A 12,352-nucleotide genomic window follows, 5' to 3' on the forward strand; every position below is an offset into this window, starting at 1 on the left:
ATGGAATGGGATTGGGAGTTCGTCTGGCAGATCATGCCGACCCTTCTCGAAGGGTTCAAGATCACTATTCTTGCCACCATCCTCGGCGCTGCGGTCGCCATGGTCGTCGGGCTGGCGCTCGCCATCGCGCGGCGATCCCCGGTCGCCGCCGTTTCCCGGACGGTCGGCTTCGTCTCGGAATTCATTCGCGGAACGCCGCTGCTGGTTCAGCTCTACTTCATCTTCTACGTGCTGCCCGATATCGGCATCCGGCTGTCGCCGCTCACCGCCGGCGTCATCGGGATCGGCATTCACTATGCCACCTATACCGCGGAGGTCTATCGCGCCGGCATCGAGAACGTCTCGCGCGGACAATGGGAAGCGGCCAAGGCGACCAATCTGACGACGCGCCAGGCCTGGATCCACGTGGTCCTGCCGCAGGCAATCCCGCCGATGATCCCGGCGCTCGCCAATTATTTCATCGCCATGTTCAAGGAGACGCCGCTGCTTTCGGCGATCACCGTGCTCGAACTGATGAACCAGGCAAAGAGCATCGCCAACAGCAACTACCGCTATATCGAGCCGATGACGTTGGTCGGCGTCTTTTTCCTCGTCATCAGCCTGATCTCGGTTCTCGGATTGCGCTGGCTCGAGGAGCGTTACGCCAGGATGGATGACTGAGATGACAAGGATCGAAATCATACCCGCCGGCGGGCGGCCGCGACTGGAAGACCGGCCACTCGAAAAACGCATCGGCCTCATCATCCTGGCGACGGACCACACAACCGAAGTCGATTTCCAGCGCATGGTCGCCAGCGACCGCATTGGCGTCTATGTCAGCCGCATCCATTATGCCAATCCGGTGACGCCGGAAAATCTCTTGAAGATGCAGCCATCGCTGGCGGAAGCCGCCGGGCTGATCCTGCCGGACGAGCCGCTGGATGCAGTCATGTATTCCTGCACCTCCGCCTCGGTCGTTATTGGCGACCGTAATATCGAGGCGGCGATCCACGCGTCGAAACCGGGTGCTTCAGTGGTGACGCCGACGGCGGCGGCGGTGAAGGGTCTGAAGGCGCTCGGCGCCCGCCGGGTTTCGGTGCTGACGCCCTATACACTCGAGACCAGCCGGCCGATGGCGGAGTATTTCGCGGATCTCGGTTTTGCGATCGACCGCTTCACCTGCCTCGGCCTCAGCGACGATCGTGAGATGGCGCGGATCGCGCCGGATGAGATCGCGGCCTTCGCGCGTGAGGCGTTGGCGCCGCAGTCCGACGCGCTGTTCATCTCCTGCACTGCTCTGCGCGCCGCACAGGTCGCCGCCCGCATCGAAATGGAAACCGGCAAACCCGTGGTAACCAGCAATCTCGCAACCGCCTGGGCCTGCCTGAGGCTTTGCGGCGATGATCGGGCGCGGCCCGAGCTCGGTCATCTGATGACCATGCCCTATAGGGAAGGCTGAGATCATGGCGAGCGCCTTGCCGGTTGCACTGGAGGATATTCGCGCAGCGGCGCGGCGGATCGCCGGCCGGGTCATCGAAACACCGATGGTGCTGTCGGCATCGCTTGCCGAGATTGCCGGCGCTCCGGTCTGGCTGAAACTTGAACATCATCAGACGACGGGCAGCTTCAAGCTGCGCGGGGCGACCAATGCGGTGCTGTCATTGTCACCGGCAGAGCGAGCGCGCGGCGTCGTCGCCGCTTCGACCGGAAATCACGGCCGGGCGCTTGCCCACGCGGCGAGGGCGCAAGGCGCGGTCGCGACGATCTGCATGTCGCAGCTGGTACCGGAGAACAAGGTTGCGGAAATCCGCCGCCTCGGCGCCGATGTGCGCATCGTCGGCCGATCGCAGGACGAGGCGCAGCAGGAAGTCGACCGGCTGGTGCGAGAGGAGGGGCTGGTGATGATCCCGCCTTTTGACCATCCCGACGTCGTCGCCGGGCAGGGGACACTCGGGCTCGAAATCGTCGACGCCGTGCCTGCGGTGGCGACGGTGCTGGTGCCGCTTTCGGGCGGCGGCCTTGCGGCGGGCGTCGCCGCCGCGGTCAAGGGCGTCAATCCGAAGACGAAGGTGATCGGCCTGACGATGGAACGGGGCGCGGCGATGAAGGCGAGCCTCGATGCCGGACGACCGGTGCAGGTCGAGGAGGTGAGGAGCCTTGCCGACTCTCTCGGCGGCGGCATCGGCCTCGACAATCGCGTGACCTTCGCCATGTGCCGCGACCTTCTCGACGACGTCGTCCTGCTGACGGAGACGGAGATCGCCGCCGGCATGCGCCGTGCCTATGCCCGCGAGGGCGAGATTATCGAGGGGGCGGGCGCAGTCGGCATAGCGGCACTGCTGGCCGGAAAGATCCGCTCCGGCGGCCCGGTCGTTGTGATCCTTTCGGGACGGAATGTCGATATGGAACAGCACCGTCGCGTGATCAACGGCGAGGGCGCGGCGTTCGCGGAGGATAACCCATGAGCCGCATGATCATTCTGACGGAAGCGGAATTGCGCAAGGTTGTGGGGCTCGATGCCGGCGCGGTCGCTTGCGTCGAGCAGGCCTTCGCCGCGCTTGCGACGAAGGCGGTCGCCATGCCGCCGATCCTGCGGCTCGACATTCCCGAGTATCGGGGTGAGGTCGATGTGAAGACCGCCTACATCCCCGGCATCGAGGGTTTCGCGATCAAGATCAGCCCCGGTTTCTTCGACAATCCAAAAATCGGCCTGCCGAGCACCAACGGCATGATGGTGCTGCTGTCGAGCCGGACCGGGCTGGTGCAGGCGCTGCTGCTCGACAACGGCTATCTCACCGACGTGCGCACCGCCGCGGCCGGCGCCGTCGCGGCAAAATATCTGTCGCGGCAAAATTCCAGCGTGGCGGCGATCTTCGGCGCCGGCATGCAGGCGCGGCTGCAGCTGGAAGCGCTGACGCTGGTGCGGCCGATCCGTGACGCCAGGATATGGGCGCGGGATGCGGCCAAGGCTAAGGGCGTGGCTGCGGAACTGGCGGCAAGGCTCGGCTTTCCCGTCAAGGCGATATCCGACCCGCGGCAAGCAATGTCCGGCGCCGACATCATCGTGACCACCACGCCGGCGGAAAAACCGATCATCGACGCCGGCTGGCTCGAACCCGGGCAGCATCTGACGGCCATGGGATCGGATGCCGAGCACAAGAACGAGATCGATCCCGCGGCCATCGCCGGCGCCGGCCTCTATGTCGCCGACAGCCTGAAGCAGACGCGCCGGCTGGGCGAGTTGCACCATGCGATCGAAGCAGGCCTCGTCGAAAGGGATGCCGATTTCGCCGAACTCGGCCGGATCGTCGCCGGGCGGATGTCGGGCAGGACGAGTAGCGACCAGATCACCATCGCCGACCTCACGGGAACCGGCATTCAGGACACCGCCATCGCCACGCTCGCCTTTGCCCGCGCCGGCGCGGCGAATGCCGGCACCACATTCGAAAGCTGACCGGCGCGGCGCCGGACAAGAAGGGAAGAGATATGACCCAGCCCCATCTGAAGTTCTCGCTCGGCGAATATGCCGCGCGCCTGGAAAAGACACGGCGTGCCATGGAGGCGAAAGGCGTCGACCTGCTTATTGTCAGCGATCCGTCCAATATGGCCTGGCTGACAGGTTATGACGGCTGGTCCTTTTACGTGCACCAGGCGGTGATCGTGCCGCCGCAGGGCGAGCCGATCTGGTTCGGTCGCGGCCAGGACGCCAACGGCGCCAAGCTCACCGCCTATCTCAGCCACGACAATATCGTCGGTTATCCCGATCACTACGTGCAGTCGACCGAGCGCCATCCGATGGACTATCTTTCCGGCGTCCTGACGGAGCGCGGCTTCGGCAAGCTGACGATCGGTGTCGAGATGGACAATTACTGGTTTTCAGCGGCCGCCTTCGCCGCGCTGCAAAAGCACCTGCCGAATGCGCGTTTCACCGATGCGACCGCGCTGGTCAACTGGCAGCGCGCGGTCAAGAGCGACACCGAAATCCAGTACATGCGCAATGCCGCCCGCATCGTCGAAGCGATGCATGCCCGCATCTTCGACAAGATTGAGGTCGGCATGCGCAAGTGCGACCTGGTGGCGGAAATCTATGACGCCGGCACCCGTGGCGTCGACGGCATCGGCGGCGACTATCCGGCGATCGTGCCGCTGCTGCCGTCCGGCGTCGAAGCATCGGCACCGCATCTGACCTGGGACGACCGGCCGTTGAAGAAGGGCGAGGGTACCTTTTTCGAAATCGCCGGCTGCTACAATCGCTATCACCTGCCGCTGTCGCGCACCGTCTTCCTCGGCAAGCCGACGCAGGCGTTTCTCGATGCCGAAAAAGCGACGCTGGAAGGCATGGCAGCCGGTCTTGCGGTCGCCAAGCCCGGCAACACCTGCGAGGATATCGCCAACGCCTTCTTCGCGGTCTTGAAGAAATACGGCATCGTCAAGGACAACCGTACGGGTTACCCGATCGGCCTTTCCTATCCGCCGGACTGGGGCGAGCGCACTATGAGCCTGCGGCCGGGCGACCGGACGGAGCTGAAGCCCGGCATGACCTTCCATTTCATGACCGGCCTCTGGCTCGACGATATGGGGTTCGAGACGACGGAGAGCATTCTCATCACCGAAAGCAGTGTCGAGTGCCTCGCCAACGTGCCGCGCAAGCTGATGGTCAAGGATTGAGGCTGTCATGACAGAGACCCGCTTGCGGCCGTCGCCGATCAGCGCGACGGTGGATTTCGCCGCCGAGGGCGTCCAGCACGGTTTCCTCAGGCTGCCCTACAGCCGCGACGATTCCGCCTGGGGATCGGTGATGATCCCGATAACGGTCGTCAGGAACGGCAAGGGGCCGACGGCGCTTCTGACCGGCGGCAACCACGGCGACGAGTATGAGGGACCGATCGCGCTCTTCGATCTCGCCCGCTCGCTGAAACCTGAGGAGGTGAGCGGCGCCGTCATCATCGTGCCGGCGATGAATTATCCGGCGTTCCTGGCGGGCACAAGGACGTCGCCGATCGACAGGGGCAATATGAACCGCAGTTTCCCCGGCCGGCCGGACGGCACGGTGACCGAGAAGATCGCCGACTATTTCAGCCGTGTGCTCCTGCCGATGGCGGATATCGTTCTCGACTTCCATTCCGGCGGCAAGACGCTCGATTTTCTGCCCTTCTGCGCCGCGCACATTCTGCCCAACAAGCAGCAGGAGCAAAAAGCCTTCGACTTCGTCACGGCGTTTGCCGCGCCCTATTCGATGAAGATGCTGGAGATCGATGCGGTCGGCATGTACGACACGGCGGCCGAGGAAATGGGCAAGATCTTCATCACCACCGAACTCGGCGGCGGCGGCACCGCGACCGCCAAAAGTGCGGCGATCGCCAAACGCGGCGTGATAAACGTGCTGCGACATGCGGGGATCGTCGCCGGCGCCGTCGATACCGGTCCGACGACCTGGTTGGACATGCCGGATGGCCGCTGTTTCTCCTTCGCGGAGGAGGGTGGATTGATCGAAGCCGTCATCGACCTCGGTGACGTCGTCACCGAGGGTGCGGTCATCGCTCGCATCTACCCGACCGGGCGGACGGGTGAGGCGCCGCGCGAGATCCACGCCGCCATGGACGGTATTCTCTGCGCCCGGCATTTTCCGGGGCTCGTCAAACCAGGCGACTGCGTTGCAGTGATGGCGACCGTGACGAGCTGAGATGACGGGCAGGCGCGGCGAGATGCGTTTCGCCGGCCGGCCATCTCAAGCCGCTTTCGGCGATCTCGACCCGGCAGCTGCCGCATCGATCTGGAAGCGGCTGACAACGCCTTCCAGCGTCTGCGTCTGGCCGCCGAGCGCGCGGCAGGCCGAGACGGTTTCCGCAGCCATGGCGGCGTTGCGCTGCGTGACCTCATCGAGCGCATTGACGGAGGCGTTGATTTCCCCGATCGCCACGGCCTGCTCGGACGATACCGAAACGATGCGGGCGATCAGGCCGGCGACCTGCTCGACCTGGCCTTCGATTTCCATAAGCGCCTTGCCGGTGCGGTTGACGAGCTCCACGCCGGTGGAAACCTCAGACGATGATGTGGAAATCAGAGATCGGATCTCCTTGGCGGCGTTGGCCGAACGGAGGGCGAGCTCACGCACTTCCTGCGCCACGACGGCGAAACCCTTGCCCGCTTCGCCGGCGCGGGCGGCCTCGACGCCGGCATTGAGCGCCAAGAGGTTGGTCTGGAAGGCGATCTCGTCGATGACGTTGACGATCGCGCCGATCTGGGCGGACGAGCCTTCGATCTTTTGCATGGCGGCGATCGCATCGCGCACGACGGCGGCCGAATGTTCGGCGCTGCTGCGGGTCTCGGCCATCATGCCGGTCGCCTTGCCGGCATGGTTGGAAGCGTCCTTGGCCTTGGCATTCATTTCGCCGAGCGCGGCGGTCGCCTCTTCGAGCATCGCGGCCTGCTGTTCGGTGCGTAATGCCAGGCTGTCGGCGGCATTGGTGATGCCGGCAGAGGAACTGCCCACCTGTCTGGACGTGTGGGCAATCTGCGCCATCGAGGCGCCAAGCGCATTCATGCTGTCGTTGAACTTGGCCCGCAACATTTCGTAGGCAGGGGCGAAGGCGGTCGTGATCCGGCAATCGAGATTGCCGTGCGACAGCTGGTCCAGGCCGTAAGTCAGCTGATCGATGACCGTCTCGCGTGTCTGTTCCTCGGCCGCCTTTTCGGCCATCTGGTTGCGTTCACGTTCGAATTCGGCATCGCGAAGCGCGGTCTCGCGCTTCTGCGCGTCTTGCCGTTCCAGCGCGTTGCGGCGGAACACCGCCACCGCCTTGGACATGGCGCCTATCTCGTCGGAGCGGTCGGAATAGGGAACCTCGGTCGAAAAATCGCCTTCGGCGAGATTGCCCATATAGGCCTTCATGCCATCCAGCGGCACGATGGCCCGGCGGCGCAGAAGATAAAGCCCAACCAGCAGAAGGGCCAAGGAGCCGAAGCCTGCGGCGCCGGCATAGATCGTCCACGTGACAATCTCCGAGGCTGCATTGCTCTCTTCGCCCTTCAGGAAAGCGTCGGAATTTGCGACGAGCTTCTCGACCGCATCCTGATGTGCATGGAAGGCGATGCGCAATTGCCCGATCGCACCATGCGCCTTGTCTTCGTCCTTGGCGTTCAGGGCTGGGATGATCGCTCGGTTCATCACCTCCCAGAAGACATCGCCCTTGGCGAGCACATCGTTCTCGAGCTCGTCCTTCAAAGACTGCGGCAGCCGCGTCGATTTCCAATAGGCGCGCCGGTCGTCGTAGGCGGCCTTGAGATTTGCGATTTTGGCAAGATTGGTCTCGGTCAGTTCGGGAAATTTACTGGCTTCGAAAGAGAGCATGTAGGATTCGACCACGAACAGCGGCGGCGGCAGAATATCGGCGATCAGATCCTTGCCGTAAACCACCTGCTCGTAAACCGGACCGTTGACCTTCAGCCGTTCGAGCGCCGATTGCTGCAACCCGATCGACATGAAAATGCCGGTTGAAACAGCGACGCCGAACGCCACCAAACTGCGGGCAATAGTAAATGCCAAGACCGTCTCCAAATAATTTTGCGGCGTCTCTTCTTCGAGATGCCTGATGTACGTGGATCATTATTTCGCAAGAACGCTGCGATATAGTTAATACTTTTGGATCTCAGGGGCCCGGAAAAGCTATTTGCGAGCTGTCAAGTGACCAAAATTGGGTCGATCTTGCTATATCGGGTATCGAGCCATCACCCCGCCACTTTCATGGTGGAGGGGGCGGGTTATACTCCGGGTTGATCCGAGAAGCGGTTCGTCGACAATTTCATCATCTGCGACATAAGTTTGACGGCGCTGCTGGAGGCGTGTTCGGCGAACTGCTGGGTTGTGGTTGATTTATTTTCTAACCGTATTACACGAAGGGATGTCCTCGGATGCGGACGTCTAGCTCCTACTATAAGAATAGGAAGAGAGTGATGTTGCAGCAAAAATGGTCGTCACAAGCGCTCCATCGCTAAGGGGTAGGAGCAACGCATTACAGGAACGAGTTCTATAAATCGAAATTGCTAATGCTACAACCTCACAATCAGTCTTCAGAAATCGTACTGGGTTGTCTCAGGTCATCGGCATGCACTTCGGCAGGGCGGCTTAGACAATCATGAAAGCTATGGATGAGCCCGCAGGCGAGCCGCGCAGACGAGGCCGGCCGAAAGTCTCCACCGACGAAGACAAGCGGGTGCAGATCGTCGAAGTCGCCCGCCGCGTTTTTGTGAAATATGGGTATGCCGGAAGCACGACCGCGGTCGTCGCCTCCGAAGCGGGCGTTTCCAAGCAGACGCTCTACCGCCTGTTTGAGAGCAAGGAAGAGCTGTTCGCCGCCGTCGTCGCTGCGCACCGGCGCCTGATGCTTGATTTGCCGCGGCCTGCCGAAGATTGTTCGATCGCCGAAAGCCTCGAACGGATCTTCATGCTCGACATGGACGAGGACAGAGATGCGGACCGCGCCGGTTTCCTGCAGCTCGTCTTCCGTGAAGCCGCGCAATTCCCCGAGCTGGTCGAAATCCTGCAACGGGAAGGCATGCTTGCCAGCCGACAGGAACTGGCCGACTGGCTGAGCGATCGCCGGGCCGAAGGCCGGCTCACCCTGGACGATCCGGTGAGCGGAGCCCGGATGCTGATGGACATGATTTTCGGAGGCATGGGACCGCCGGAGGGCCGTGCTCAGGCCTGGCCCGATCGGGCGGCCCTGCTTGCCCATCTTCGCCGCTCAATTGCGATTTTTGCCGCCGGCATTGGCGCCGCCTGAGCGAACGAGAGACATTTCTGACTCCTGGCTTCCCGGCGACGATATTCCCGTACAACTCAGTCCAACGGCAGCCGCGCCCCAGGACTGACCGGGAACACCTTTTATAGGAGAGTTCTCCAGAAGGCGCTTGGGCGACCTCTTTGCATTCCACATCCGCGCCAAGATCGCCGCGCATTTTGCTTAGATTAACTTTGGCAAACCGAAACGCTCAGAACGCTGCCAACAGTCCCCCCGGAAGCCTAGAAAAATGCTGCACTGCCAAAAAAATCACCACGCGCACTGCTGCGCGTTTTTTCGGCATGACCCATTGACAATTCAGCCCTGATGGCACTTGATAGGTTATTCCAGTAAAACAGACATGCGTCCATTATACTGGAATAACAGAAGCTATCCATAAGGGGAACGCCATGACCATTTCCTTTCGCACCGGTGTGATATCGCTGGTCGCCGTCGCTTTGTTGTCCACGCCTGTGCTGGCCGAGGGCAGCAAGCTTGATGAAGTGCTGGCCCGCGGCCACCTCGTCCTCGGCACGGGCAGCACCAACGCGCCCTGGCACTTCAAGAGCGCGGACGACAAGCTTCAGGGCTTCGATGTCGACATGGGCCGTATCATCGCCAAGGCCCTGTTCGGCGATCCGGAGAAGATCGAATATGTCAACCAGTCCTCGGACGCCCGCATTCCGAACATCACCACCGACAAGGTGGACATCACCTGCCAGTTCATGACCGTGACCGGCGAACGCGCCCAGCAGGTTGCCTTCACCATTCCTTATTATCGCGAAGGTGTCGGCCTGATGCTCAAGGCGGACGGAAAATATTCCGACTATGCCGCCCTGAAGACGGCAGGTTCCTCGGTCACCATCTCGGTTCTGCAGAACGTCTATGCCGAGGCTATGGTGCATGCGGCATTGCCGGAGGCGACCGTCGATCAGTACGAATCCGTCGACCTGATCTATCAGGCGCTGGAGTCCGGTCGGGCCGACGCCGCCGCCACTGACCAGTCTTCGCTCGCCTGGTACATGACGCAGAACCCCGGCCGCTACAAGGACGCCGGCTACGGCTGGAATCCCCAGACCTATGCCTGCGCCGTCAAACGTGGCGATCAGGACTGGCTGAACTTCGTCAACACCGCTCTCCACGAAGCGATGACCGGCGTCGAATTCGATTTTTACGCCAAGTCGTTCAAGACCTGGTTCGGCAAGGATCTGACGCCACCGCAGATCGGGTTTCCGGTCGAATTCAAGTAACCCGGATGCGGGGAGCGGGAGCGCAATCCCGCTCCGCTGGAACAGAATGATATTGGTTCAGGTCGGGCAAAGATCTGAATCCTGTTTTCGAATCGAATGGTTGGAGCATGACGTCGTCCGGCCCGCTCGTACGTTCAACGGCATGCTCTGATCTGAAAGGGCCCGCATGGGTTACACGCTGAATTTCGCTGCCGTCTGGCGCAATTTCGACTTTCTTCTAAGCGGACTTGCCCTCAGCCTTGGCCTTGCAGTGATCTCGATCCTGATCGGCGCTGCCATCGGTCTCTTCGTGGCTTTCGCGCTGACGTCGAAGAACCGCTTTGCGCTCGTGCCGGCGCGCGTCTATGTCACCGTCATTCGCAACCTGCCCATTCTCGTCCTGGTGCTTTTCGCCTTTTTCGCGCTGCCGCAGATGGGTTTGCGCTTAGACAAGTACAAAAGCTTTGTGCTGGTTCTCTCCCTCTATTCCGGCGCCTATCTGGCCGAGGTGTTCCGCGCCGGACTGCTGTCGATACCGAAAGGATTGACGGAAGCCGGCCTTGCGATAGGCCTGACGGGAATGCAGATCCGCAGTTCGGTCATCGCTCCGCTGATGCTGCGCAACGTGCTGCCGTCGCTCTCCTCGACGATCATCTCGCTCTTCAAGGACACTTCGCTCGCCGCCGCAATCGCCGTGCCCGAACTGACCTTTGCCGCCCGCAAGATCAATGTCGAGAGCTTCCGCGTCATCGAAACCTGGATGGTGACATCAGCCCTCTATGTCGCCACCTGTTTCCTCATCGCCGCCTTGATGCGCCTCGTCGAGCGCCGTCTGGCCCTGCCGAGATAGTCCCGATGTCTCACACATTTTTCGAACAACTCTGGATCGCCCGCTACGTCATCATGAACGGCGTGGCCATGACGGTGTCGATTTCTCTGCTGGCCATTCTCGCGGGCTCCGTCCTCGGCGTTTTCGTCGGCCTGGCGCTCGTCTATGGCGGCATGATTTTACGCCTTATCGTGCGCGCTTATACGGATATCATTCGCGGCACGCCGGTGCTCGTGCTCGTGCTGGCAAGCTATTACGTCTCTGCTGCAGTCGGTCTCGATCTCGGGCCGTTCTCCGCCGGGGTGCTCGCCCTTGCCATCTTCTGCTCTTCCCATGTTGGCGAGATCGTGCGCGGCGCGCTTCAGGCAATCCCGAAGGGGCAAACCGAAGCCGCCAAAGCGATCGGCCTGACCTTTACCCAGACTTTCACCTCGGTGCTGTGGCCGCAGGCCTTGCGCCAGTGCCTGCCGGCCTGGGTGAACACGGCCGCCGAAATGGTGAAGGCTTCGACGCTGCTCTCGGTTATCGGCGTCGCCGAGCTTCTGCTGCGCACGCAAGAGATCATTTCCCGCAATTTCATGAGCCTCCAGTTCTATTTTCTGGCCGGTGGTCTCTATTTCATCGTCAATTACGGTATCGAGCACTTCGGCAAATATGTCGAGCGCAAGACCGCCCTGCCGTCCTGAGGAGAGTTTCCGATGGCCAAGACCATTCTCGACATCAAGGGTCTGCGCAAGACTTACGGCATCCACGAAGTTCTCAAAGGCGTTGACTGCGCCGTCCGGGAAGGCGAGGTCATCTCGATCATCGGTTCGTCCGGCTCCGGCAAGACCACCTTGTTGCGCTGCGTCAACATGCTCGAGGAATTCCAGGGCGGCACGATCAGCCTCGACGGCGAAGAGATCGGCTATCGCGTCGAAGGCGCGACGCGGCGGCGCAAGAGCGAGAAGGAGATTGCCCGCCAGCGCGCGCTGACCGGCATGGCTTTTCAGCAGTTCAATCTCTTTCCGCATATGAGCGCCGCCGAAAACGTCATGCTCGGCCTCGTCAAGGTGAAGAAGATGACGAAGCCGGAGGCCCGCGCTATTGCGGAAAAATGGCTCGACCGTGTCGGCCTTTCCGCCCGCGCCAACCATTATCCCGGTCAGCTCTCCGGCGGCCAACAGCAGCGCGTCGCGATCGCCCGCGCCATCGCCATGTCGCCGCGGCTGATGCTGTTCGACGAGGTGACCTCGGCGCTCGACCCGGAACTGGTGGGCGAGGTGCTGCAGGTGATCAAGGGGCTTGCTGCCGACGGCATGACCATGCTGCTCGTCACCCACGAGATGCGCTTTGCCTACGAAGTTTCATCGCGTGTCATCTTCATGAACCAGGGCGTCATCTGCGAGGAGGGCGATCCCAAGGAAATGTTCGTGCGCCCGAAGACCGAACGGCTCGCGGAATTCCTCAAGACCTCGAGCTTCAGCTAAGAAGGGGCGAAAGCCTGCGGAGTTCGCGACTTCGGGCGCCGGCGTCGCTGCCAGGCGACCGGAGAT

Annotated in this window: 12 protein-coding genes and 1 pseudogene; 11 read left to right on the top strand and 2 right to left on the bottom strand. The window is 61.9% G+C overall.

Annotation, left to right across the window (positions count from 1 at the left end; translation table 11 throughout):
• Genes ehuD through doeB form a run of 6 tightly spaced genes read left to right on the top strand, consistent with a single transcriptional unit; the run spans position 1 to position 5,662 of the window.
• Positions 1-660, top strand: coding sequence for an ectoine/hydroxyectoine ABC transporter permease subunit EhuD (ehuD, locus tag N2597_RS25620; RefSeq protein ID WP_183602051.1), 660 nt, complete (start codon positions 1-3; stop codon positions 658-660).
• 1 nt (position 661) lies between these two features.
• Complete coding sequence (eutA, locus tag N2597_RS25625) at positions 662-1,438, top strand: ectoine utilization protein EutA (protein ID WP_183602049.1); 777 nt, start codon at positions 662-664, stop codon at positions 1,436-1,438.
• Positions 1,439-1,442: 4 nt separating this feature from the next.
• Positions 1,443-2,444 (top strand): hydroxyectoine utilization dehydratase EutB, encoded by a 1,002-nt coding sequence (gene eutB, locus N2597_RS25630; protein WP_183602047.1) that lies wholly within the window; start codon positions 1,443-1,445, stop codon positions 2,442-2,444.
• The gene (gene eutC / locus N2597_RS25635; protein WP_183602045.1) at positions 2,441-3,433 is read left to right on the top strand and encodes an ectoine utilization protein EutC; all 993 of its coding nucleotides are present in this window, start codon (positions 2,441-2,443) and stop codon (positions 3,431-3,433) included. Before eutB ends, eutC begins: the two co-directional genes overlap by 4 nt.
• Before the next feature lie 32 nt (positions 3,434-3,465).
• Positions 3,466-4,647, top strand: coding sequence for an ectoine hydrolase DoeA (doeA, locus tag N2597_RS25640; RefSeq protein ID WP_183602043.1), 1,182 nt, complete (start codon positions 3,466-3,468; stop codon positions 4,645-4,647).
• Positions 4,648-4,654: 7 nt separating this feature from the next.
• The gene (gene doeB / locus N2597_RS25645; protein ID WP_097667482.1) at positions 4,655-5,662 is read left to right on the top strand and encodes a N(2)-acetyl-L-2,4-diaminobutanoate deacetylase DoeB; all 1,008 of its coding nucleotides are present in this window, start codon (positions 4,655-4,657) and stop codon (positions 5,660-5,662) included.
• Positions 5,663-5,707: 45 nt separating this feature from the next.
• On the opposite strand, the gene N2597_RS25650 is transcribed toward doeB, so the two are convergent.
• Both N2597_RS25650 and N2597_RS25655 read right to left on the bottom strand, forming a co-directional pair.
• Positions 5,708-7,525, bottom strand: a complete 1,818-nt coding sequence (locus N2597_RS25650) for a methyl-accepting chemotaxis protein (RefSeq protein ID WP_183602041.1) — start codon at positions 7,523-7,525, stop codon at positions 5,708-5,710.
• 227 nt (positions 7,526-7,752) lie between these two features.
• Positions 7,753-7,957 (bottom strand): annotated as a pseudogene (locus tag N2597_RS25655) (EF-hand domain-containing protein); the annotation flags it as partial.
• 157 nt (positions 7,958-8,114) lie between these two features.
• Here N2597_RS25655 and N2597_RS25660 point away from each other — a divergent pair.
• The 5 genes from N2597_RS25660 (at position 8,115) to N2597_RS25680 (ending at position 12,286) form a co-directional block, all read left to right on the top strand.
• Positions 8,115-8,762, top strand: coding sequence for a TetR/AcrR family transcriptional regulator (locus N2597_RS25660; protein ID WP_183602039.1), 648 nt, complete (start codon positions 8,115-8,117; stop codon positions 8,760-8,762).
• Between the two features lie 407 nt (positions 8,763-9,169).
• Positions 9,170-10,009 carry a transporter substrate-binding protein gene (locus tag N2597_RS25665; protein ID WP_183602037.1) on the top strand — a complete coding sequence of 280 codons (840 nt, stop codon included), beginning with the start codon at positions 9,170-9,172 and terminating at the stop codon, positions 10,007-10,009.
• Positions 10,010-10,175: 166 nt separating this feature from the next.
• Positions 10,176-10,838: an amino acid ABC transporter permease gene (locus tag N2597_RS25670; protein ID WP_077989797.1), complete on the top strand. Its 663-nt coding sequence runs from the start codon at positions 10,176-10,178 to the stop codon at positions 10,836-10,838.
• A gap of 5 nt (positions 10,839-10,843) precedes the next feature.
• Positions 10,844-11,503 (top strand): amino acid ABC transporter permease, encoded by a 660-nt coding sequence (locus N2597_RS25675; protein WP_096769965.1) that lies wholly within the window; start codon positions 10,844-10,846, stop codon positions 11,501-11,503.
• Positions 11,504-11,515: 12 nt separating this feature from the next.
• Entirely contained in the window at positions 11,516-12,286 is a 771-nt protein-coding gene (locus tag N2597_RS25680) for an amino acid ABC transporter ATP-binding protein (protein WP_040112115.1), read from the top strand.
• Positions 12,287-12,352 lie beyond the last annotated feature (66 nt).

The organism is Rhizobium sophoriradicis, assembly GCF_025200795.1.
GTDB lineage: Bacteria > Pseudomonadota > Alphaproteobacteria > Rhizobiales > Rhizobiaceae > Rhizobium > Rhizobium sophoriradicis.

Coding starts and splice junctions, on each gene's coding strand:
- eutB (WP_183602047.1), top strand. CDS start 1,443: ATGGCGAGCGCCTTGCCGGTTGCACTGGAGGATATTCGCGCAGCGGCG.
- eutC (WP_183602045.1), top strand. CDS start 2,441: ATGAGCCGCATGATCATTCTGACGGAAGCGGAATTGCGCAAGGTTGTG.
- eutA (WP_183602049.1), top strand. CDS start 662: ATGACAAGGATCGAAATCATACCCGCCGGCGGGCGGCCGCGACTGGAA.
- N2597_RS25670 (WP_077989797.1), top strand. CDS start 10,176: ATGGGTTACACGCTGAATTTCGCTGCCGTCTGGCGCAATTTCGACTTT.
- doeB (WP_097667482.1), top strand. CDS start 4,655: ATGACAGAGACCCGCTTGCGGCCGTCGCCGATCAGCGCGACGGTGGAT.
- ehuD (WP_183602051.1), top strand. CDS start 1: ATGGAATGGGATTGGGAGTTCGTCTGGCAGATCATGCCGACCCTTCTC.
- N2597_RS25675 (WP_096769965.1), top strand. CDS start 10,844: ATGTCTCACACATTTTTCGAACAACTCTGGATCGCCCGCTACGTCATC.
- N2597_RS25660 (WP_183602039.1), top strand. CDS start 8,115: ATGAAAGCTATGGATGAGCCCGCAGGCGAGCCGCGCAGACGAGGCCGG.
- N2597_RS25665 (WP_183602037.1), top strand. CDS start 9,170: ATGACCATTTCCTTTCGCACCGGTGTGATATCGCTGGTCGCCGTCGCT.
- doeA (WP_183602043.1), top strand. CDS start 3,466: ATGACCCAGCCCCATCTGAAGTTCTCGCTCGGCGAATATGCCGCGCGC.
- N2597_RS25680 (WP_040112115.1), top strand. CDS start 11,516: ATGGCCAAGACCATTCTCGACATCAAGGGTCTGCGCAAGACTTACGGC.